At 42.7% G+C, this 23,633-nt stretch carries 19 protein-coding genes and 1 pseudogene; 6 read left to right on the forward strand and 14 right to left on the reverse strand.

The window, feature by feature from the left end:
* Both ACINWC323_RS17055 and ACINWC323_RS0118675 read right to left on the reverse strand, forming a co-directional pair.
* Nucleotides 1-788: IS5-like element IS17 family transposase (locus ACINWC323_RS17055; RefSeq protein WP_009507051.1), on the reverse strand; the 788-nt coding region annotated here is incomplete at its 3' end.
* 7 nt (nucleotides 789-795) lie between these two features.
* Nucleotides 796-1,263, reverse strand: a complete 468-nt coding sequence (locus ACINWC323_RS0118675; RefSeq protein ID WP_212749670.1) for a hypothetical protein — start codon at nucleotides 1,261-1,263, stop codon at nucleotides 796-798.
* Between the two features lie 360 nt (nucleotides 1,264-1,623).
* On the opposite strand from ACINWC323_RS0118675, the gene ACINWC323_RS17050 reads away from it, so the two are divergent.
* The 3 genes from ACINWC323_RS17050 (at nucleotide 1,624) to xseB (ending at nucleotide 4,592) form a co-directional block, all read left to right on the forward strand.
* Nucleotides 1,624-2,982, forward strand: a complete 1,359-nt coding sequence (locus tag ACINWC323_RS17050; RefSeq protein WP_081401840.1) for an amino acid permease — start codon at nucleotides 1,624-1,626, stop codon at nucleotides 2,980-2,982.
* 154 nt (nucleotides 2,983-3,136) lie between these two features.
* Nucleotides 3,137-4,414 carry an exodeoxyribonuclease VII large subunit gene (gene xseA, locus ACINWC323_RS17045; protein ID WP_032880918.1) on the forward strand — a complete coding sequence of 426 codons (1,278 nt, stop codon included), beginning with the start codon at nucleotides 3,137-3,139 and terminating at the stop codon, nucleotides 4,412-4,414.
* Nucleotides 4,389-4,592: an exodeoxyribonuclease VII small subunit gene (gene xseB / locus ACINWC323_RS17040; protein ID WP_005231258.1), complete on the forward strand. Its 204-nt coding sequence runs from the start codon at nucleotides 4,389-4,391 to the stop codon at nucleotides 4,590-4,592. Before xseA ends, xseB begins: the two co-directional genes overlap by 26 nt.
* Nucleotides 4,593-4,673: 81 nt before the next feature.
* On the opposite strand, the gene ACINWC323_RS17035 is transcribed toward xseB, so the two are convergent.
* Complete coding sequence (locus ACINWC323_RS17035; RefSeq protein ID WP_009507317.1) at nucleotides 4,674-5,363, reverse strand: LrgB family protein; 690 nt, start codon at nucleotides 5,361-5,363, stop codon at nucleotides 4,674-4,676.
* 11 nt (nucleotides 5,364-5,374) lie between these two features.
* Nucleotides 5,375-5,806, reverse strand: coding sequence for a CidA/LrgA family protein (locus tag ACINWC323_RS17030; protein ID WP_009507270.1), 432 nt, complete (start codon nucleotides 5,804-5,806; stop codon nucleotides 5,375-5,377).
* A 111-nt stretch (nucleotides 5,807-5,917) separates the two neighbouring features.
* Here ACINWC323_RS17030 and ACINWC323_RS17025 point away from each other — a divergent pair, with 111 nt between their 5' ends.
* Both ACINWC323_RS17025 and yghU read left to right on the forward strand, forming a co-directional pair.
* The gene (locus ACINWC323_RS17025; RefSeq protein WP_032880921.1) at nucleotides 5,918-6,832 is read left to right on the forward strand and encodes a LysR family transcriptional regulator; all 915 of its coding nucleotides are present in this window, start codon (nucleotides 5,918-5,920) and stop codon (nucleotides 6,830-6,832) included.
* A gap of 116 nt (nucleotides 6,833-6,948) precedes the next feature.
* Nucleotides 6,949-7,800 carry a glutathione-dependent disulfide-bond oxidoreductase gene (gene yghU, locus ACINWC323_RS17020; protein WP_009507305.1) on the forward strand — a complete coding sequence of 284 codons (852 nt, stop codon included), beginning with the start codon at nucleotides 6,949-6,951 and terminating at the stop codon, nucleotides 7,798-7,800.
* Nucleotides 7,801-7,901: 101 nt separating this feature from the next.
* On the opposite strand, the gene ACINWC323_RS17015 is transcribed toward yghU, so the two are convergent.
* The 4 genes from ACINWC323_RS17015 to ptsP all read right to left on the reverse strand — a co-directional run bounded on the left by ACINWC323_RS17015 (nucleotide 7,902) and on the right by ptsP (nucleotide 14,778).
* Complete coding sequence (locus ACINWC323_RS17015) at nucleotides 7,902-9,050, reverse strand: acetyltransferase domain-containing protein (protein WP_009507272.1); 1,149 nt, start codon at nucleotides 9,048-9,050, stop codon at nucleotides 7,902-7,904.
* 224 nt (nucleotides 9,051-9,274) lie between these two features.
* Nucleotides 9,275-10,987 (reverse strand): fructose-specific PTS transporter subunit EIIC, encoded by a 1,713-nt coding sequence (locus ACINWC323_RS17010; protein WP_009507325.1) that lies wholly within the window; start codon nucleotides 10,985-10,987, stop codon nucleotides 9,275-9,277.
* Complete coding sequence (gene pfkB / locus ACINWC323_RS17005) at nucleotides 10,974-11,924, reverse strand: 1-phosphofructokinase (protein WP_009507284.1); 951 nt, start codon at nucleotides 11,922-11,924, stop codon at nucleotides 10,974-10,976. The genes ACINWC323_RS17010 and pfkB overlap by 14 nt, the downstream gene beginning before the upstream one ends.
* The gene (ptsP, locus tag ACINWC323_RS17000; RefSeq protein ID WP_009507297.1) at nucleotides 11,917-14,778 is read right to left on the reverse strand and encodes a phosphoenolpyruvate--protein phosphotransferase; all 2,862 of its coding nucleotides are present in this window, start codon (nucleotides 14,776-14,778) and stop codon (nucleotides 11,917-11,919) included. Before ptsP ends, pfkB begins: the two co-directional genes overlap by 8 nt.
* Nucleotides 14,779-15,362: 584 nt before the next feature.
* Between ptsP and ACINWC323_RS16995 the strand changes: the two genes are divergently transcribed.
* Nucleotides 15,363-16,529: a hypothetical protein gene (locus ACINWC323_RS16995; RefSeq protein WP_009507262.1), complete on the forward strand. Its 1,167-nt coding sequence runs from the start codon at nucleotides 15,363-15,365 to the stop codon at nucleotides 16,527-16,529.
* Nucleotides 16,530-16,688: 159 nt separating this feature from the next.
* Here ACINWC323_RS16995 and dhbA read toward each other — a convergent pair.
* The 6 genes and pseudogenes from dhbA to ACINWC323_RS16970 form a co-directional block, all read right to left on the reverse strand.
* A pseudogene (gene dhbA / locus ACINWC323_RS0118680) lies at nucleotides 16,689-17,451 on the reverse strand (2,3-dihydro-2,3-dihydroxybenzoate dehydrogenase).
* Nucleotides 17,452-17,542: 91 nt separating this feature from the next.
* Nucleotides 17,543-18,712, reverse strand: coding sequence for an isochorismate synthase (locus ACINWC323_RS16990; RefSeq protein WP_009507266.1), 1,170 nt, complete (start codon nucleotides 18,710-18,712; stop codon nucleotides 17,543-17,545).
* 124 nt (nucleotides 18,713-18,836) lie between these two features.
* Nucleotides 18,837-19,592 carry a 4'-phosphopantetheinyl transferase family protein gene (locus ACINWC323_RS16985; protein ID WP_009507293.1) on the reverse strand — a complete coding sequence of 252 codons (756 nt, stop codon included), beginning with the start codon at nucleotides 19,590-19,592 and terminating at the stop codon, nucleotides 18,837-18,839.
* A gap of 9 nt (nucleotides 19,593-19,601) precedes the next feature.
* Nucleotides 19,602-20,336 (reverse strand): thioesterase II family protein, encoded by a 735-nt coding sequence (locus ACINWC323_RS16980; RefSeq protein ID WP_009507313.1) that lies wholly within the window; start codon nucleotides 20,334-20,336, stop codon nucleotides 19,602-19,604.
* 65 nt (nucleotides 20,337-20,401) lie between these two features.
* Nucleotides 20,402-21,985: an ABC transporter ATP-binding protein gene (locus ACINWC323_RS16975; protein ID WP_009507321.1), complete on the reverse strand. Its 1,584-nt coding sequence runs from the start codon at nucleotides 21,983-21,985 to the stop codon at nucleotides 20,402-20,404.
* The gene (locus ACINWC323_RS16970; RefSeq protein ID WP_009507277.1) at nucleotides 21,982-23,592 is read right to left on the reverse strand and encodes an ATP-binding cassette domain-containing protein; all 1,611 of its coding nucleotides are present in this window, start codon (nucleotides 23,590-23,592) and stop codon (nucleotides 21,982-21,984) included. Before ACINWC323_RS16970 ends, ACINWC323_RS16975 begins: the two co-directional genes overlap by 4 nt.
* Nucleotides 23,593-23,633 lie beyond the last annotated feature (41 nt).

Here is a 23,633-nt window from a genome sequence, read left to right on the forward strand (position 1 = left end):
TCAACCAAACTTCGGCGATGATAGCCTGACCATTTTTTCCATAGTGTCCTACCTAAACGTTTAATTGTTCGAAGTAATTCATTTCGCTCTAGCGAGCTACTCTTTGTATCTTTCCATGGTTTCGCATTTTTTCTAGGTGGAATCACCGCATGTGCTTGCCGATCTGCAATGACCTGACGGCATTGCTTGGTGTCATAAGCTCCATCGGTATAAACAGAGTCAATCTGCTCATCTTGTGGAATCTGATTAAGTAAATCACCAAGCACCTGTGAATCACAGACATTATTGGTTGTGAGCTGAATAGCGCGTATTTGTAGGGTTTTGGCATCTATACCAATATGTAGTTTACGCCATTGGCGACGATATTCAGCTCCATGTTTCTTGCGTTTCCATTCGCCCTCACCTAGAAACTTCATCCCTGTAGAGTCTACGAGTAGATGCAGCCCATCGCTACTTTTTTGGTAGCTGATTGCAATATCAATATGCTTTTGTCTTCGACAAAGCGTACTGTAATCTGGTGCGGTCCAATTTAATCCGCAAAGTTTAATCAGACTTTGCACAAAGCCAGTGACCATACGTAAAGATAGACGGAATAAGGATTTAATCATTAAGCAGCATTGGATGGCTGCGTCGGAGTAGGTTTGATTTCGCCCTTGTTTGCCTTTTGATGGAGCATACCATTGCGTAGCAGGATCAAACCAAAGGGCAATATTTCCGCGATTAATGAGTGCTCGGTTATATGCGGGCCAATTGGTTGTGCGGTAGATTTTGTGTGTAGGCTTCTTCATTTGAAAATTATATCGCTGAAAAAGCCTTTACAGATAGGTTTGTGCAACAAAGCCCCTTAAAATTAGAAAAAAATAATGGCGTTAGTATCCAAAAAGGATATATAAAACCTAGCAAAAACCTAAAACCATATAAATCATGCTTACCATTAAACAAATAATAACGAGGAAATACAAACAAATAATAAGCAGCCAAGAGTAAGTAAGTTAAAATTTCGACTTTGCCAAAAGAAATATTATCTTTATTACGCATATATACATGTTTTAATAAACAAAAACCCAATAGATATGCGAAATAAAAATATGTTATATACCAAATAAACTGGGCAATACCATCTAATTCAAGACCAGAATAGTTATACAATCCAACAGAAAGCCCTGAAAAAAAGCTAAAAAGGATAAAGATTAATCCGAAAATAGCAAAACTTTTAAGAGTAATATCAAAAGAAGGATATTTTTTATCTAAATTAGAATACATAATATCTTTCTCTCACATCTTAATTTTAGGACCATTTTCTATACACCCTCCACAAAAAAGACTTCAATTGCTGCATCCAACTTTTTGCACCTTCTCTCGGGACTACTCACAATTCATTTAAGCTTTTGTTATTTCTCATAGCAAATATAACCTTCATGAATCACGGTAAAGATAACTCATCAAATTCCATCTATTGATAACTATAAGGCTATTTTTCATTAAAACCGATTCTATCAAGCATCTTCTTATTAGCAATCTCATCTTAATATTCTTCACTACTGATCATAATTCAATTTTCAAACTAGTCGTTCCTCTCACGATCCATTACAATCACTTCTTTTTTGTTCAGCGCATCTTATTTTGAGTAACTCTTCCCCCCAATTAAAACGTGGACTAAAAAACCGTCATATTCACCTGATCGCTATGGGCGGTGCTGTGGGTACAGGTCTGTTTTTAGGTTCTGCTCAAGTGATCCAGTCTGCTGGCCCTTCGATTATTTTGGGCTATGCTATCGTTGGTCTGATCGCATTTCTGATCATGCGTCAAATGGGTGAAATGATTGTAGAAGAACCTGTCGCAGGCTCTTTTAGTTATTTTTCACAAAAATATTGGGGAAGATTTGCTGGTTTCTTATCAGGCTGGAATTATTGGGTCGTCTATATTCTGGTGGCAATGACTGAGCTGACAGCCATTGCCAAATATATCCATTATTGGTGGCCACATATTCCGGCATGGATTTCGACCTTGTTTTTCTTCATCGTGGTCACCTGCTTAAATCTGGGCAATGTGAAGTTTTACGGCGAATCTGAATTCTGGTTAGCGATTATCAAAGTTGTTGCTGTCATTTCCATGATTGTGTTCGGTTTGTACTTGCTGCTGACCGCGGGAGCTGATTCGACGGCCAGTTTCACCAACTTATGGCAACACGGCGGATTTTTCCCGCATGGTTTCTCCGGTTTGTTTTATATGCTGGCCTTTTTAATGTTTGCGTTTGGCGGCATTGAACTGATCGGTATGACGGCTGCTGAAGCAGAAAATCCTGAAAAAAGTATTCCGCAAGCTATCAATCAGGTGATCTTCCGGATCTTGCTTTTCTATGTCGCTTCACTTGCCATCATCATGTCACTCATTCCATGGAATCAACTGGATTTGGGCGGTCTGGATAAAAGTCCTTTCGTAATGATTTTCAGCCAGCTCGGGATTAATTGGGCAGCGCATTTACTTAATTTTATTATTTTAACCGCCGCGCTTTCAGTCTATAACAGTGGCATGTATGCCAATAGCCGCATGTTGTATGGCTTGGCTGTTCAAGGCAATGCTCCCAAAGTGTTTGCAAAAGTCAGCACACAAGGTGTACCAATGCCTGCGGTGATCTTTTCTTCTGTGCTGATTTTTGGCTGTGTATTACTGAATTATTTTGTGCCGGAACAAGCCTTAAGCCACTTAATGTATATGGCGGTTGCGGCGCTGGTCCTAAACTGGGCCATTATTAGCTTTACCCATTTAAAATTTAAACGTGCCATTCAGGAACAAGGCAAAACCGTCAAATTCCCGGCCCTATTCTCACCCCTGAGTAATTATCTGGTTTTGGCATTTATCGTGATGATTTTATATATCATGTGGACGCAAGGCTTTAAGGAATCGGTGATTTTAATTCCGGTCTGGATCATGTTTATGTTTGGATTATTTAAAGTATTGAAATGGAATAAATCACTCTAATATCTACCTCACAATACGCATCTACAGTAATCTTTAAAATAGACTGTAGATGCGTTATGACTTATCAAAAATAAATAAAAACAAGATAGGTCTGATTTGTTATCAGGTTAATCCATTTGCTACTATAGCCCTATCCTATTCATTGTCTGACCTAATGTCTGAACCGCAACTTTCTCTTAGCGACTATCTAGCAACCGTACAGGAAATCATTCGCCTGACCTTTGACGAGCCAGTCTGGGTGAAAGCCGAGATTCGCAATCTCAGTATCAAAGGTGGACATTATTACCTTGAACTGGCTGAAAAAGAACAGGACACCGACAAAGTTATTGCCAGCTGTAAAGCCACGATCTGGAAATTTACTGCCGCAAAAATCGTGCTGAAGTTCGAGCGTGAAAGTGGTATTGAGCTATCCAGAGATTTGAATGTACTGATTAAAATTAAAGCTCGCTTCGATCCGCAATACGGCTTCTCTGTCAATATTGAAGATATCGACTCAAGTTTTACCCTCGGTGATATTGCCAAACGTTATCAGCAAATTCTGGCCAGACTCAGCAGTGAAGGTTTACTTGCTCTGAATAAAGCGCTTCCTACACCGTTTGATATTGAGCATGTATTGGTGATTGCACCTGAAAATGCAGCCGGCTTAGGTGACTTCAAGAAAGATGCCGACGCATTACAGCAAGCAGGTGTCTGCACTTTTGTCTATCACACCGCGACTTTTCAGGGAAATACCGCAGCCAATAGCATTATGGAGTCCTTAGGCACAGGACTCCGTCAATGGGCAGCAGATTACACCATTCCGCCCGACCTGATCGTGATCATTCGAGGTGGCGGTGCAGTCAACGATCTGGCCTATTTAAATGACTATGATTTGGCCGCCCTGCTATGTAAACGCAAAGTACCGATTTGGGTCGGGATTGGACATGAAAAAGATCGAACCATTTTAGATGAAATTGCGCATCGTTCCTTCGATACGCCAAGTAAGGTGATTGCAGGTATCCGTAATCTGATCTCGGAACGTTCTGTAGAAGTGATGGAATATTTTCAAAGCATCAAATTGCTTTCCCAACATCAGATTACGGCTTATCAAAGCCAGAATGAGCAGTTGATTCATCGTATCAAGTCGCAGGCTGAGAATCAGATCAGTACCAGCCATTTGCAGCTTCAGGTTGCCAGATCAACGCTACAATATTTTGCCAAGCAGCAACTCAAAACAGCCTCGACTCAAATCGAAACCTTGATGCGGGAAACTTTATTGCAAAATCCCAGAAACGTACTCGCCAAAGGTTATGGCATTGTCCGTAGTGAAAACAAGGCGATTCGCTCTATCCATCAAGCGAGTTCATGCCTATCTATTGAAATGCAGGATGGCTATATCCATGCCCAGCTTACCGAGGTGATTGATCATGACGAAGAAAGAATTAAGCTTTAAAGACGGTTATGCATTATTAAAAAACAATGCCGAACTACTGGAAGCGCAGGAACAACCGGATATTGATAATTTGATGAAAATTGTCGAAGAATCAATGACGGCTTATAAAGCCTGTAAATCCAGAGTCGATGCAGTGCAACAGGCCTTGAATGAAACCTTTAAGGACAGTGAGTCATAGAGAATCCAAAAGCCACTTGCTGTGATTAACAATCAGCTTTGACTCACGCCCTATTTTCTTATGTAACAGTCAATTCAAGACTTAAATTAATAACCATAGGTGAATGACAAACGGCCCGACCAATACCATCAGGATACCCGCAATCACCATGGTTAAACTGGCAATCACCCCTTCTTCACTATTACGTTGCTGCGCCCGGGCTGTACCAAAACCATGAGCTGCATTACCGAATGCGGCACCATTGGCTACCGCTGAACGGATTTTGGTGAATGCTAAAATGGCATCGCCACAAATCATTCCGACCAAGCCGGTAATCACGGTAAATAGCGACACCAGTGCAGCCGAACCATGAATATCTTCAGCGAGAATCATCGCAAAAGGTGTTGAAATTGAACGGGCCATCAAACTGTTGGTGACTTCGGGACTGAAATGAAACAGTTGCGCCATCTCATAAGCCGACATTACCCCCACACTCATGCCGACAATGATCGCGATGGATAACACCCCCAGGTTTTTACGGATAGTATCGCGATAACGGTAAATAGGCACAGCAAAGGCAACTGTTGCGGGTCCAAGCAAATTCACGATCCATTGCGTATCTTGGGCATAAGTCTGATAGGAAATGCCAAAAATCGCCATCAATACAATCGTGAGCACCGGCACACTAATCGCGGGAGAAAACCACAATTTAGGATGTTTCTGATAGAGACGTTTTGCAACCAAATAGGCGACCAAGGTCCAGATCAGACAGAGGATTGACCAGATATTCATATGAAATGCCTTTAGATATGCTTATGCTGGAAAGGTTTACGTGTTTGCAAATAGCTTTTGAGGCGATTGTAGTAATGAATGGTGAGACAGGTACTCAACATCACCAAGATTGTGCCTAAGGCAATACTCAGGACAATCTGCCAACCTTCGGTCATAAATAAGGTTTTGTACTGGACTACGGCGACAACCACAGGCACAAAAAACAGCAATAACTCGCCTAAAACCACCGTAGCCCCCATGGCTACCTGCTCTATTTTAATAATCTTTAGAAACAGACAGATCAGCAATAACAACATGCCTAAAATCCCTGCGGAGATCGGGACACCGAGTTGTTGATGCAGAACATAGCCTGCGCCCCAAAAAGCCGCCAGAATTAAAATCTGTTTAAGCAATGTGAACAAGTTATTGGGAGAAAACGTTGCAGAAGTGGATTCAGTACTCATGACAAGCAAATAAATTGGTGAACTACCTCATTATGCTAGCCCAGTGCTATTCGGAAAATATGAATTATTCATGTTAATATTATGCCTAAATGGAATAATTTTATATTCATTATGCTTTCCTTCAAATCACTGCAATGCTTTGTCACGCTGGTCAAAACCAAAAGTTTTACCCGTACCGCTGAACAGCTCTACCTGACTCAACCGACCATCAGTAAAATCTTGCAGCAGTTGGAAGAACAACTGCAGGTACAGCTCTTGGTCAAACCTGAACATGGCAGAAAAAGACAGGTTGAACTGACGGAAATTGGCCAGCGCATCTATCAGCATGCGCTCGAGCTACTACAGGCAGAACAAAATATTTTTCTGGAAATCGAAAATTATCAGCAACTAAAAACAGGCACTTTAAAGTTGGGTGTACCGCCTTTAGGCTCGCAACTGCTGACCACCGCCCTATTTGATTATCATCAACAATGGCCAGAGATCGAGCTTGCCTTTCTTGAGGTCGGTTCCAAAGGAATTGAACAGGCGTTATTAAATAATGAACTGGACGTAGGCGTGTTGCTGCACCCTTTTGACCAGCACATTTTTAATAGCATTGAATTATGTAACTATCCTTTGATGGTGTTATTACGGCGTGATGCGACCTGGGCAACACGCAAGAAAATACACCTGGAAGAATTACAGCATCAATCCTTTTTGATGTTTCCTGAAAATTTCTCGCTGAATCGTATTATTCTGGATGCCTGTGAACAGCATGGTTTCTACCCAAGCATTGCCTGCCGAACCAGTCAATGGAATCTGCTGGCAGATATGGTGCTGCAACGTATGGGCATTGCCCTGTTACCGCAATATTATACCGACATGCTCGATCCCGATTTGTTTGCCGCCATTCCACTTGAAAAGCCAAATATTCTGTGGCATCTGGCTATGGCATGGAAAAAGAATCTGCCCGTCTCTCCTGCGGTGCAGGCCTGGCTGCATGTGATTAATCAACACTTTCAGATCATGCAATCAAAATCTGATTAATCAGGCTTCAGTCTTGTTGATTCAAAAACGGTTAAAGTTTTGCCACAAAAAACCCACTCAATCCTGCGCTGGCTCACCTAAACTGAATCAATCGATTCATGATATGGCCAATAAAAATGAAGGATTCAAACTATATCCCACCTAAAGTCTGGCAATGGACTGGAGACAAAACCGATCTCAACCAGCCCACCTCAGGGAGTCGCTATGAACACAAGCTTCCGGTCGGAAAGCACCCATTACAGTTATATTCACTTGCCACGCCGAACGGACAAAAAGTCACGATTCTGCTGGAAGAATTACTCGCGCTTGGATATGTCGGGGCTGAATATGACGCATGGTTAATCAAAATTGGTGAAGGCCAGCAATTCGGTAGCGGCTTTGTTGAAATTAATCCGAACTCTAAGATTCCCGCCTTGGTGGATCATAGTCAAAATCCACCACTCAGGGTATTTGAATCAGGTTCAATCCTGCTCTATCTGGCTGAAAAATTTAAAGCCTTTATTCCCACTGACATTGCTGCACGCACCGAATGTTTGAACTGGTTATTCTGGCAAATGGGCAGCGCACCTTATATTGGTGGTGGTTTAGGACATTTTTATGCCTATGCCCCAGTAAAAATTGAATATGCGATTAACCGTTTTGCGATGGAGACTAAACGTTTACTGGACGTATTAGACCAACATTTAACAAAGCACGAATACCTCGCAGGTCAGGAATATAGCATTGCCGATATTGCAGCTTTTCCGTGGTATGGCAGCGTTGTCAAAGGCTGGGTTTATAATGCGGATGAGTTTTTAAGCGTCGATCAGTATAAACATGTGCAACGTTGGGCCGACGCCATTCTCGCGCGTCCTGCGGTACAACGTGGTCGTATGGTGAATCGTACTTTTGGCGATTTAGCCAGTCAACTGCATGAGCGGCATGATGCCAGTGACTTTGAGACCAAAACCCAAGATAAGTTGCAATGAAAGTAAAAAACCTCTTGGCTTAGACAAGAGGTTTTTCTGAATCTTTAAATAGTCGGTCTCATTCAAGCTGAATATGAAAAAACAACTCTATTTTCAATAAACTAAAAATATTTAAGCAACGGAATATGCTTATTACGATGTTTAAAGGAAGAGAATTTCAGCATCGCCGGATATAAAACAATGCTTAAAATCACAGCACCCCCCCACACTGTCGCCATGTGATCCACGCCATAATAATTGCCATAATTATGTCCCCAAATACCTACAGCAATGACATATAAGGTTTTAAGCACAAATAAATGCACGATGTAGAAAAACATTGGTACAGAGCCAAAGATGATTAAAGGCTTGACCCAGTTTTTGGTTTCAATCTTCTGTAATAAGACCAGAATAATAAGCCCGATCCCCACATTCCATAAAATGAAAAATAATGAAGGTGGATATTTGGTCAGGTTCAGGAAACTCATCAATGTTTCACTCCACGTTGGCATCATTTCCCAAGCTTGGTCACCATAAATGTTGAGCATCCTTAATACGAAAAATAAAGCAATGCCCATCAAACCAAAAGTGAAGAGCATACGATTCTTTTGCTGAGTCGTCTTCGGTTTGCCAAAAACAACATGGCCAAGACCATAACCTAAAGTAATCACGCCAATCCAGGGCAACACGGGATACGATGTTCTGACCCGTAGCACCTCTCCAAAGTTTATCCAGCCCCGCTCATGTAAGACCAACCATATCCCATTCATCACAGAACCCTGTGCGAATGAAATATTGTCCATTAAATTATGCCCAAAAATGATCAGCAAACTGATGCCCCACAGCAGTTTTTGTGGCAAGCCAATGAGTAATGCCAAGGCAATCATACTAAAACCAATCGCCCAAATGACTTGTAAATAAATCACATCGGGCGGGAATTTACCTGTCCACGCGAAATTGACAATTAGTAGTTCAAGTCCAATTAAAAATAAACCGCGCTTCAACAAAAATTCGCGCGTCATCGCAATACTATTATTCTTGGCCTGATAGAGATAAGCAGATAAACCGGTCAACACCACAAAAACGGGTGCACACAGATGGGCTAAAACTCGGCTAAAAAACAGTGATCCTTCTGTTTCAGAAATCACCATCGGATCTGGGACTTGATGATGTAAGTAAAAGGTTTCACGTACATGATCAACCATCATGATCAGAATCACTAACCCTCTTAGTGCATCAATCGCTTGTAAACGTTGAGATAAAGCAGACATAAAATCACAAATAAATTAAAGTTATGTTATATCATAACAATAAATAGTGATTGAATGAAATAATGGCTGGCAAATGAAAGATAAAATTCATTGAATTAACACAAAAACTCACTGTGATTTTCGATGCATTGATTGATGGAATCTAGAGGTAATGACAAATAAAAAAGGTAGATCATTGTGCCCAACAATCTACCTTATATGTTTTAACGGAGAACAACCAAAGCCTAGGCAGCCTGCACCTCAACCACTTCACGGCGTTTTAACAGCGCATAAATTACACCGGTAATACCGCTGCCAATTGCAATGGCTGCCAGATAGAGCCAGGCATGACTAATCGCATTTGGAATGAGCAACACAAAAATCCCACCATGCGGTGTCACCAATTCACAATGGAATAATGCCACCAAGGCACCTGTGACTGCCCCGCCTGCGATACAGGCAGGAATGACCCGAATCGGATCTTTGGCTGCAAAGGGAATCGCCCCTTCGGAAATAAAGCACAGGCCCAACACAAATGCAGCTTTACCTGCATCTCGCTCACTCTGGTTAAACTTTTGCTTTGCCAATAGGGTTGCAATCGCCATCCCAATCGCAGGCACCATTCCGCCAGCCATGGTCGCGGCCATTGGCATATAGGTATTGGTGGTCAATAAACCCACGGTAAAGGCATAGGCGGCTTTATTAATCGGCCCGCCTAAATCAATACACATCATCGAAGCCAGTACGATACCCATTAGCACGGCGTTGGTGGTGCCCATATTGTTGAGAAAGTCCTTCATCATCTCAAAAATTTGCGCGACCGGATGTCCCACCACATAAAACATGATTAGACCGACCGATAATGTTCCCAATAAGGGCACAATTAAAATCGGCTTTAAGGCTTCCAGACTGGTAGGTAGCTTGATTTTTTTGGCCAGGAATAAGGCAATATAGCCAGCTAAAAAGCCAGCCACGATCCCCCCTAAGAATCCCGCATTTAATTGCGTTGCGATGAGGCCACCGACCAGACCAGGTGCCAGACCCGGACGATCCGCAATCGAATAAGCAATATATCCGGCAAGCATCGGCACCATCAGGCTAAAAGCAGCCGCACCAATCTGCTTTAACACAGCAGCCAGACTTCCCGCCTGCTCAGCCGCATTCAGTCCAAAACACAGGGATAGCGCGATAAGCAAACCGCCCGCTACCACCATCGGCAACATAAAGGATACGCCAGTTAACAGGTGTTTATAGACACCTGTTTTTTCCTTATTGGACTCTTGATTAGCCTTTTGGCTATTTTGTTTAGAGGATTCTAAAAGCTTGGCTTCCGTGATTGCTTCTGCAAATGCCTTATCGGTTTGCTTCAATGCAAAGCCTGTACCGCAACGATATACGCGTTTGCCGACAAAGCGGTCGGTATTGACTTCAATATCGGTAGCAAGAATCACAATATCCGCAGCAGCAATGGCTTCATCGGTCAGGATATTTTTAGCACCCACCGAACCTTGTGTTTCGACCTGAATGCGATAGCCCAATTTAGCTGCGCCCTGTTGTAATGCTTCTGCCGCCATAAAGGTATGTGCCACACCTGTTGGACAAGCTGTCACCGCAACAAAATTCTGTGCCTGAGGCTGAGCATTTGGCTGTGTCGCCAATTGTGCAACTGTCGTGGTCTTGCTCAAAGCATCCTGCAAAGACTGCTCGGCATTATCCATCGCTTGCTGCAATGAAATGGTGGCAACCGCATAGTCATTAAAAGCCTCAAGTTGTGAAGGTGCTTGGCCAATAAAAACAGCCGTATCAAAATCTTGTTCAGGAAGTTGATCCTGCACAGTAATGATCGCGCTGTCATAGCCTTGCTGCTGCGCAAGCTGAGACAGTTTTTTTGCCAGAATCAACGCATTGACATACTGTTGCGAATTGATCACAAATAAAACAGATTTAATTGTTTGCATCAGACTTATCCAAAGTGTTGATTATGGTTTGTTGTTTTAGCGCTTCCAGTCGCTGAGCTTCAGGCACACGAAAGCCGACTTGCGTCACAGCATGACTGGCAATGGCGGTAGCTGTTTTGAGAGTTTGCTCAGCTGTCATGTTACTTACCAAGCCATGCACCATGCCTGCCAGTAATGAATCACCTGCACCGACGGTACTTTTTACAGTGACTGGAGGCGGACTGGCATGCAAGGCCAGTGCCGGATTGATCCAGTTGACACCGACTTCTCCCATCGAAATGACAATATGTTCAATCTGACAATTTAAGCGTTGGAACAAGGCAAGCTGTTGGGAACAATTTTCAGCCACCTCACCAAAACTTTCCTGTAATTCATCGGTATTGGGTTTGATCATCCACGGATTCATTTCAATCGCAGCCACCAAGGCCTGCCCGCTGCTATCAATCGCAACATGCTTGTGCTGTTTGTGCAAGATCGAGATCAGGTACTTGAAATCATCTATGCTAAAACCCTGAGCCAGACTGCCAGCAATCACCACATAATCGACGTGTTGCGAACAGGTCTGAATACGCGCAAAAAACGCCTGTTTATCCTGCTCAGACACCCGAAAACCCTTGGCATTAATATCGGTCATTCGTCCAGACTGTTCAGCAATCTTAATATTCTGGCGGGTTTCGCCCTCAACATAAACAAATTGATTATCAAACTGCATCGCCTGAAAATGCTGGTCAAACAAGGCCCGATTCTGTTTCCCCAAAAAGCCTGACACAATCAGCTCATGTCCAAGATCATGCAACACCTGTGCAACATTGAGACCCTTACCCGCCGCATGAGATTGCACCTGCTGCTGGCGGTTGACCTCACCCACTCGCAATTCATCCAGTTCAAGTGTGACATCAATCGCAGGGTTTAAAGTAATGGTTAATATTTTAGCCATGCGTCAACTCCACCAAAGCACGGACTGCTGTGGCACTTTCACACTGTAAAGCGCGTTGAGCAAGCTGCTGGCAATCTGCATAATTCAAAGTCCGAATTTGTGCTTTGACCAAAGGAATACTGGATGAAGACATACTCAGTTCATCCACTCCCAAGCCTAATAAAACCGGGACAGCCTTCGGATCGGCTGCCAGTTCACCACACACCCCGACCCACTTTTGATGGGCATGTGCTGCCCGGACGGCCTGATCAATCAATAATAAAATACTTGGATGTAATCCATCCGCCTCGGCAGACAATACCGGATGTCCACGATCAATCGCCAAGGTATATTGGGTTAAATCATTGGTACCGATACTAAAGAAATCCACTTCTTTGGCCAGTAATGGCGCGAGCAAGGCAGCTGAAGGAACTTCAATCATGATTCCCACTTGCAGGTTTTCACATGGATATTCTGCCAGCACCTCATCCAGAATATGTCGGGCTGCACGCCATTCTTCAATTCGCCCCACCATCGGGAACATAATTCGTAAAGGACGTCCATCTGCTGCTTTGACTAAAGCTATGAGCTGCTGTCGTAAGAGTTGCGGCTTTCTCAAGGTCAGGCGGATTCCGCGTAAACCGAGAAACGGATTTTCTTCGGTAGCAATCGGCAAATAAGGTAACGGCTTATCACCACCGACATCCAGTGTCCGTACCACCAGTGGACGTCCTGCAAGGGTATCCAGCACATGACGATATTCTTTTTCCTGCGTGATTTCATTGGGCGCCTGACGATGTGCCATAAACACCAGCTCGGTCCGCAATAAACCAATCGCCTCCGCACCATGATCAACCGCCTTTGCGGTATCCAGAATCTTGCCAATATTCGCTGCAATCTCAACCTGATGCTGATCTATCGTGATCGCTGCTTCCTGACAATGGCGTTCCGCTTGCTGACGTCGCTGTTTTTGCTGCTCACGCTCACGAATCGCCTGCTCAATCTGCTCAGCTGCTGGATCAATATCAATTGCGCCCGTATCCCCGTTAATCAGCACGGTGGTTTGTGTCTCAATATTTAGAATCTGCTCACCAGCACCCACCACGGCAGGTATGCCCAATGCGCGTGCCACAATCGCACTATGTGCCGATGCACCACCCACAGCTGTTAAAATTCCTGCTACGCGGTCTTTGTCTAAACGCGCCACATCCCCAGGCCCAAGATCATGCATGACCAGAATATAAGCTTGCTCAGGTTCAAGTGGCATCACCTCATCACACAGCACACTTAAAACCTTGTCTCCAATATCGCGTAAATCCGCTGCGCGCTCTGCCAGCAGTGGATCATTCAACGCTGCCTGGGTTTGTGCAGCCTGTTCAATATAGTCATGCCATGCTGCAGCTGCTGTTAAATTCTGATTTAAACCCTGATGCACCTGCTGAATCAGTTCGGGGTCGTCCAGCATTTCCAGATGAGCCTGAAAGATTTGTTTAATCTCGTCAATCTCGGTTTTCAGGATAAGCTGGTGAATCGTGTTTTTTACGCTATACAGTGCGATTTCCAGTTTTTCTTTTTCTGCTTTAAGGTTGCGCCCAAAACGTTCATATTGAAATTTTTTCGGTTTGATCACATGGGCTGGGCCAAAAGCAAGCCCTGAAGATGCAGCTGTTCCCTGAGCAGGTAAATCAGTATCAACAATTTCTTCCCACGCAGTTTCTGCTTGAACAATTGAAGCGGTTTCAGATTGATCAAGCGCTTCAACCTCTTCGCCCAAACCATTTTTAACCGCCTGAACAATTGCCGTGAGACCTTCTACGGCATCGGTATTGGGTTCAGCAATAAAGGTCAGGGTCTGCCCATATTGACAACCCAAAGCCAGTAATTTGGTTAGACTTTTAGCAGAAACATAGGGACCGCCATCCACCGCAACCTGAATGTCGCCTTTAAATGTTTTACTGATATTGACCAGTTGCGTAGCAGGACGGGCATGCAATCCATGTTTATTGGCAAGTACCACCGGCTGATACGGCCAGTCCGGAATAATTTCAGCACCAATCAGCTTGGCGATTTCATGGCGACTTTGCTCGGACTGAAGTTGCTGTTGAATATTTGACTGAAATAGAAGATCAATTAAATGATTCAACTGTAGCGTATCAAGTTGCTCATGCTGGGCAATGCAGATTAAGGTCTGGATTTGTCCTTGCGCGAAATTCAGAATCTGCTCTGCTTGAACAATACTGACGGCGGCTTCTGCAACGTAATTTTTTCCTGAAATGGTCCAGATGGCATCCTGAATCTGAATCAGGTTTTTAGGATCTAACTGGCTCAGGAAACCCGCTTCTACCAGTTTTTGCTGTTTTAATAATTTTGCTGCGGCCCAGAAAAAATCATCAATATCTTCAACATGGGTCTGGGTCTGGATTAAATTTTCATGGATAACCAACGTATCCGGGCGTACCTGCAAAATATCGATAATTTGCTCAGCCGTGGTTGCCGTTTGTACCTGAACACTGACATCGTGATTTAAAGCGCGGGTCAGGATTTGCAGAACCTGTAAATGCTCATCTGATTTGGCAGCAATGACCACAGCCAGATAAATTTTATGTTCCCCGTCCCACACCACGCCTTCTGGGAAATGCGCAAGCCGGATCCCGGTCTGTTTGATAAATTCACGCGACTGAGGTGTACCATGTGGAATGGCGATGCCCTGTCCCAGATAAGTGGCACCCTGCGCTTCACGATCCTGTAAACCCGTCAAATACTCTGCTGTCGTTAACTGATCTTCAACCAGAATATTAACTAAACATTGCAGTGCTGTTGCCTTATCCTTGGCACGTAGATTCATATGTACATGCTTTGGCTCAAGTACAAACATAAAGTGTCCTTCAAAAAAGTTGAAACCGTTATTGTTCGTTAAGTATGAATGAAGGAAATATAAAAAAAGTTCATCCAATTTGACTCCATTCTACAATAAGGTGTCGAGTTCTCGTTTTAACAGTCACAAATCTTATGAAAAATAAAATCACTCACAGAATATTTTTTAGACTAGTCTTGATTTGGCTTCCAGTTTGTGACAAAGAGTCGAGCTTTTGAACCATACAGTTTCGCTCAAGCTTCATAGAATGAAAAAGAAAGGCGCTTAATCCACTGCCTTCACAAATGCCAGTTCAGGCTTATATTGGTCAGTTCTCAAGCAACACATTCACAAAGCCACAATCTGTATCCGACCACATAAAATTAAGCTTAAAAGATTAAAATTCCACACTGACCAACCGATCAAATTTTCATCAAATTCTGATATTTTTTAGGCTTAAAAACGCCTTTCTGCAGCCACGAATTCCCTACAAAAACTAGACCATTCGGTTATGAACAATTACCATAAAACGCCTTGAGACCTTTCAACATATATTTTCTTTTATAGAAAATTAATTAACTTATTGAATAAATACGGATAATATTTTGGAAAAAATCTACGCACAATCTGCTTTAAGCTTTTTACTCTTCGCAATTTCTTTACCAGCCACTGCTGGCATTACATTGGGTGATGCGCAAAATCAATTGGGTGCCTTAACCGTTTCAGGAACATTACGCGCCAACTACCAAGATAAACACTATGGCGAGCCAGCTTCCGATCAAAAAATTAAGTTCGATGCTGCCATTTTACGTTTAGATTATGAGCGCTCGGACTGGTTTGGAAAGCTGGAATATCGTTGTTATCAATATGATCGTTTATGTGACTTTTCAACCTTGGTGTATGGTTATGCGGGCTATCGTTTAAATGCCACGGATAACATTACATTGGGCCTGCAACCAATTCCTTTTGGTCCGGGAAGATTTTGGGATAGTAGTTTTTATGCAGGGCTTAACAATACCATGGGACTGCAGGATGCGACCAACTTAGGGATAAATTATCACACTGAACTGCCTTCCTTAACCAAAATCGATCTGGCTTATTTTGCCAGCGATGGAGGCAACTATCATGGCGCAAGTCAGGATTCAGCCCGTTACACAGCCAATGTAGTTCACTCTTCCGATCCATTAAAAACCAATTTAAACGAAAAAAATATGTGGATGGCGCGAGTGGATCAGGCGCTTTTAAGCCGTGATGATCTCGATGTATCGGTAGGTGGAAGTTATTGGTACTCAGACATTAAAAATAACAAGCATGGGGCTGACGGTTGGAGAAATACCTGGGCATTGTTTAATCGCATTCATTATAAAAACCTGAATGTTGTGCTGACGGGCGGCAAACAGTCGATTCGCAATAAGGATGCCTTAAGCCCTGATCAGTCAACTTTTGGCTCATTTGATAGCGAATATGACATTGCCAACACAGGTTATTTCTATACGCTTGATACAAGCTATGTATTTAAAGACGTGATGGAGTCGCTCAATGTAACCCCTTATCTGGTATTCAGTGGTTTTCATAAACAGGAACAAAACTTTAATGACTCTCAAAGAAATATTCTAGGTGTCACTTGGGGATACAAGAATATGTCTTTAAATACAGAATATGTGATGAGTAAAAATGACCCCTTTGTCGGCGGAAACAGCAGTTCACTCGCACAGGGAGATGACGGTAAATGGAATAAACTCGTGAACGTCATGTTCCAGTACCATTTTTAATTTGTCCTAGACATCATGGAACAAGCGCAATCTGGTTTGATTGCGCTTGTTCCCCAAATACAGCGATTTATTTGTGACTCATCTTTACTCACATAAGCTCATCTTTTGAAGGTGTGATATTCATCAATAATCACTCAGTGGGCTTAACTCGCCAAGTATTCAACTCCCCAAGCTTGCGCCACCATCAATCACTAAATCATGCATCGTAATATGGGAAGATTGGTCACTGATGAAAAACATGACCGCATTGGCGATATCGTTTACCTTCGCAATTTTCTTTAGCGGTATTCCCACCTTAAACTGCTCGAGATTCCCTGTAATTGTATTTTGTTCACCATCTGTATTAGTCCATAACTGATATTGCATCGCCGTCGCTGTCGAACCTGGCGAGACAATATTGACGCGTATACCAAATTGAGCCAGTTCCAGCGCCACTGTTTTACTGAAATAGGTGAGCGCAGATTTAGAGGCACCATATGCAGACATATGCAGACATATGCATACGGGGTACTTTGGTGGCATTAGAAGAAATCATCACAATATTTCCACTCATTTTCTTTTTAAAATATGGACTTAAATAGTGAGAAAAATGAAAGGGAGAAAATAGATTGACTTCAAATGTTTCTCTCCATTGGGCAAATGACATTTCATCATGCTGCCCCAAATGTAAGACTCCCGCAACATGGATAAAATAATCAGGAGGACTGTTGATTAACAATCTACGACAGAGATTAGAAATTTGCTGTTCATCGCGTATGTCACAAATCTGGATCATCTCCTTAAACGGCTCAGGAACTTGATCGTTTGCTTTATCTATACCGACCACCTGTATATTTTCAGCACATAGACGCTGCATGACCTCCAATCCAATACCCTGGTTGACGCCAACAACCCATGCAATTTTTTTCTCAGTCGTATTCACAATTCAATTCTCATTATAAATTTTATATCCAGCTTGTAATGATCAGCCCAGAGATGCACGCTGTCTGGCAAGGCCTGAGCGAAACTCATCATCAAACAGCACTGCTTGAATTAAAAATATTTAACATGGTCTGCATTTTGGCTTCCGTTTCCAGCCATTCAGATTCAGCATCGGATCCTGCTACAATGCCGGCACCTGCATACAAGCGCATCTTGTTTTCACTGAGTAAGCCACATCGAATGGTCACTACCCATTCCCCATTGCCTTCCGCATCCATCCAACCGACTAACCCCGTATAATACTGTCGGTCATAACCTTCATGATCTAAAATAAATTGCTTGGCAACATCAGTCGGTGCGCCGCAGACTGCTGGCGTTGGATGTAATTCCAATGCCAGATTCAATGCATCCGCTGCCCGCTGTTTGAGTACGCCCTGGAATTCTGAGGATAAATGCAGCATTGTTGATGTTTCTAAAATATCCGGAAATTCAGTGACTTTAAGCTCGACACAATATGTGGCCAGATTTTTTATAATATTTTCGACTACAATCCGATGCTCGTTCTGATCTTTTTCCGAGTGATGGAGTTCTTGTTGGCTGACTCGATTTTTTTCAGAAATCCGGGATTTAGGTCGAGAACCTGCCAATGGATTACTCATTACAAGACGTCCCTGTTTTGATAAAAGCAGTTCAGGACTTGCACCTAAAATATAATTATGATGTTCGACCGGAATCACAAAATTATAGGCATTTGGATTTTGTTTTAATAAGGCAGCCAATAGGTTTTGTGGTTGTTGCCGATGATTAAATTCGTATTCAACTGCCTGGGAAAGTACAACTTTTTCTACCTGTTTTTTCTCAAAAGCATCTAGGGCTAACTGTACTGTCCCTTCAAATTTTTGACGTTGAATCAGTAATGATTTATGAATGACCTCAATATTATTCATATTTTTTAATGCATGATCCGTCAAAGATGGCTGTGTTATTTTTTTATAATCAGCATAAAAATTTAAGCTACTTTTCTTTGTAATATCAAAAGGTAGAGCACCAATTAAAACCGGATTTTGATGTCCTTGCGCTTTAATTTCTGCAAAACATTGCGCAATCTCTTCATTAAATAGTGCGGTATCTGCTGCAGGTGTATTGATCGTTTTAACGAAGTTATTCACCTCGAGATGATAGTTCTTGGTTGAAAAACATGAGAATTTGTTTTGGCCGTCATGATCTAAATTTTGCGGTTCTGATACTTGAGTCTGCATCATCTGTATATCACCTCTCAAATTGATTTTTTTCAAGTAAATGCTGTGGTACTTGTTTTTAAATATAGGCGTATAAAAATACTGACACACACATTAATACAAATGATTATTATTATCAATAACAAATTTAACTTTCAAGGCTCGAAATTGTAATGATCTCGCCATCGGTATGGAAAAAATGAACCTTAACCTCCAGGTTTCTCTGCATTAGAGGCTGTTGCATGACATGAAAATAAAGAAAATCACCCGCTAGCGCTTTAAATTTTATACTTTTAAAATCAACAACTTGTTTGTATTTTAAATACAATGCTTTCAGGACACTTTCTTTCGCGGAGAATATTGTCACCTCCAGATATGCCTGACTTTTCCGCAGTCTTTTCATTTCCTCCTGTTCAGTTCCATTTAAAAAAACATCATAAAATTCATCTTTTTGATTAAAAAAAGCATCGTGTTTTTGGGACTCTATATCGATTCCAAATATTTTTTCTTTAAAGGTATGATTTTTAGCATAGGCGATGGCATGACATTTTTTTTCCGATCGCACATGACTAATCCCTCCAATGACTCCTTCTGGCCAGAGTGGTTCACCTTGTTGGCCTTGATGGACAACAAAATCCTGTAAGTTGAGGCTTTGTAATGCATATTTGGCAGCTAAACGCCCTGCCAGGAATTCAAATTGGCGAATGAAGCGTGAACGTTCAATCTTCGCTGGAAGAAATATATTCAGCTCCCGATATAGATGATCAAGTTTAGATCTGTCTTTGATTTGACTGAGCTGGACTTTATGTATCTCTACTCCAAAAGCCGTTAACTTTTCATATTGAATATTTAGGTCATCCAGACAAGCGTTGAATGCGCTATTTAACGGATTATCGCTATTCATCGCCTGTATTTATTCAATATGTATATGCAATGTTTCAATGATCGTGGCTATTTTTTCAAGCATTTTGACTCGGATCTCGGCATTGAGAAAGTAGAAATGATCCCCTTCAAACTCGATACTACCCAACCAGTTTTCAGTGTGTTGTTGCCATGCATCCATCATCGTCTTCTCAGGGATATCCGGGTCCTGTTTACCATAGAATGCAACAACCGGAACCTCAGTCTTATGAATGCTCTCGCTGAGTAATCGGTCACTCAGATGAAAATCATTACGGATAATGTTGAGAAAAAACTTGAGTGCATCTGGATGATTTAAAATTTCGTCAGGGAAATTATTGTATCGCTTTAATTCATCAATAATTTTTTCATCAGTTAGCTCATGTTTGTAGCGCATATGCTGAATATGGTGATGCTCAGGTCGGCTACTTATAACGATTAATTTCAACTGATCAAGCATGTCTTTTTCACTCAAATGATTGAGCACCTTCCAGATCAAGCCCCCTCCCACACTATGTCCAAACAAAATAAACGGCGTGTCTGAGTAAGCTTGTATTTCATTGACAATTTGCATCGCCAATAGGTCAGGATCATCAATCAATGGTTCATTTATTTTTATACCATGACCCGAATATTCAATAGGAATAATACCAATATGGTCAGAAATCTGCTTTTTCCATGGATGATAAATACTCGCGCTACTCCCTGCTGGCGGCAAGCAAAACATATGATATTGATGTTTATTCATTTTTAATGATCCTAGCGCCCCTAAGCATGACAAAATACTCAGGGGCGCTGCATAAACGAAATAACTTAGGCTAAAGTTAATATTTGAGTTGGCTGCCAAATGGCTGAATCACGGTGGGTCACAAAAATAACCGTAGAAGAAAGAGTACGTATCGCTGTAACGATTTGCTGTTCAGTTCCTTCATCCAAGGCAGAAGTCGCTTCATCAAGTATTAAGATTGGCGCATTTTTGAGTAATGCTCGCGCAATTGCGACTCGCTGTCGTTCGCCTCCCGACAATACGGCGCCTTGCTTCCCCACAGATTGATGAATGCCCTCTGGACTACGGTCAAGAATTGCGCCTAATACCGCAGTCCTTGCAGCCATTTCGACTTCATCATCCGTTGCATCAGGTTTTCCTAAACGGATATTTTCAGCCAGTGTTCCCGTGAACAAAATCGGTTCTTGTGTGACATAAGCGATATTTGCAACCAGATCTTGATATTTCATTTGATCAAGAGCTATACCACCCAAGGTAATTTTTCCTCTTTGAGGATCATCAAAGCGGGTCAACAATTCAAGTAAAGTACTCTTACCACTACCGCTTGGTCCGGTCACCCATACTCTGCTCCCCAATGCAATATCGAATGATATATTTTCAAGAACGGGTGCATAACTCATGTTTTGTACCGCAATATGATGACCCGTAGGAATTTGAGGATGTAATGGCTCAGGCAACTCCGGTGGATGTGTGATCTGATTAAAGTTTCGTAGTGCAGCAAATAAATCATTGATATGTAGCCCTGCGGTAGCAAGTTCAGCTAAGGGCGCTGCTGCACGTCCAATTAAGACGAGTAAAGCCAACACCAAAGCAGCTTGATTGACACCGGTCATCAGTAGATAGGTGGCCATCCCGGCAATCGGTAAAACGCTGGCCAGGGTTGCAACAAAACTTGCAAATGCAGCAGCACGATTAATACCGATTAAAGTCGTTTCTTGTTCTTCCCAACGATGTTCCAGCCTTTGGACCGCACGTTCAGGACCGGCTGCGCTGCGTAATAGCTCAATATGGTCCACCAGTTCCAGCGTTGCTTGTGCAGCCATTAGATCGGCAGTATGACGCTTTTGATCACTATGCATGAGTGCACGTTGTGCCAAGAATTGAGCACATAAAGAGAATAAAACCAAGCCTAAAGCGACGAATGTTACCTCGACTCCGGCAAGCATGCCCATGCCTATGGTCAGAAACAAAGGCATAAAAGGCGCATGTAAAAAGGTTTGCAATTGATGAGCCGGAATACTCATAAACCCGGGAATCCCCTGTCCGGCAATTGTCTTGATCTGGGCACGCTGTTCATTGCTAAACCAGGACAGCTTGGCACGCGCCAAAGCTTTGCCTAGCTCAGCAAATAGGTCCCCTGCTAAGCGCACGCCCGTGAGAAAGCCAGCACGAGTGACCACCACTGTCACGAATATTGCTGCAATTGCACTGATGAGAACCCAGCTTGGCGACCATTGATTGACAATTGCAAAGGCCAAGACGGTGTATGCGATTGCTTCAATTGCTGCCACAACGATCCATCCTAACCCAACAATCATTAATTTTTGTTTGGCTGTACGAGGGAGCATCGAAAAAATCGGATCTTTATTTAATTTAGCGGCAGTATTCATACAGATTTCCCTGAGTCAGTTGGACCGTTAAGCATTAAGCTGTTGTCGGCATAAGCAGCTAAGGCGAGATCATGAGTGACCATGACGATGGTTTTATGCTGATTTTTAGCCAAGAGGCTTAATTCCAATATTATTTTTGTCGCATTGGTCTGATCGAGTGCGCTGGTGGGCTCATCTAATAAAACAATAGGCGCTGAGGATAAAAACGCACGTGCTATTCCTATGCGCTGTTTTTCACCACCTGAAAGTAAAGTTGCATCTGCATCTAAATCTACTTTTAGTTGGGCCTTGCATAATGCCTGTTCAAGTTGCTCATCATTTGCATTCACGGCCGATAAGGACAGGTTTTCTCTTACTGTGGTCGGTAATACATCTCCACCTTGTGGAATAAACAGAACCTTTTCATGTCTCAACTTTTCATGTAATTGCAAAATATCTGTTTTTGCTAATTGAACGACACCTTGTTGCAATTCGGCGAATCCAGCAAGTGCGCGCAATAAGGTCGTTTTCCCAACGCCACTCGGTCCTGTAATTGCAGTTATTGAATTTTTTGGAAATGAATAACTTAATCGATCCAATACTTTTTGATTTTCAATTGCAAAGCTTGCATTCACTATTTCGAGTGTTAGCTCTTCCTCAATCTGTTGTTGATTGCCAGAAGAGAGTACCGGTTCTTCTAAGAATGCGGATAAACGCGTCGCTGCAGCTCGTCCAGCCGCCACATAGTCAAGACCATGCCCTAATCGTAATGAAGGTGTCACGATGGCCAGACTAAAGAAAAGTGTTGCAGCCAAGGTCATGCTGTCGTATTGATAGGCAACCAGATAGGCAATGGCAAAGGTTGCAACCGCTTGTAGCAACGCCGTGGCAACAGCAGCTAATGTGGCGACTTTACTCACCCAAGACACCATATTTTGGGTGAAATTTTGTGCTGCTTGAGTATAGGCCGTTAAGGCACCTGATTGCTGCCCATATATTCGGTTATCACGAATGCCACGCGCATAATCATCAGCTGTGCCAATAATATCCATCATGACCTGCATACGGGCAGCGCCATCCCGTTTTGATACATGGGGAACAACAATTAAATAATAGAGTGAAGCAATTGCACCCGGTAATAACACCCACAGGGCCATCGGGCCCACCAAGACCATTAATAACACAATAGAAACTAAAGGGATCACAGCAAAAATCGCAATTTCCGACGGTAAATGCGCCACCATATGATGTAAGGCTGCAATATCATCTGAAACCAGTCGTTTTAGGCTTTGGTCACCCTGCTTTGATAAGGTGGTCGTCGGTAACCGAATTAAATGATGAGCAATTTGACGACGTAATCGTGCCGAAAAGCCGGCCTCTGCATCATGCACTAACCATGAGGCCAATGCAGCCAGCACTGCCCCGATCATCCAGAAAACCGTTGAAAAGATCACCCAGTACGCCGAAAAATAACCGATCAACTGAATCATCCCCCACAGCGCCGTTAACATGGCTAGCCCTGAACATACCGCAGCAAGCGTTCCGGCCAATAATTTGGGAAATGCTGGCTTAAGTGCAGGTGTCAAGGAAGAGTCAATCATGAGCTCAGATAACTTTAAATCAGACATGCTAAACTCTCTTTATATTCATAGAAAAAGCGGCACTTAAG

The sequence above is a fragment of the Acinetobacter sp. WC-323 genome (genome assembly GCF_000314615.1).
Taxonomy (GTDB): Bacteria; Pseudomonadota; Gammaproteobacteria; order Pseudomonadales; family Moraxellaceae; genus Acinetobacter; species Acinetobacter courvalinii.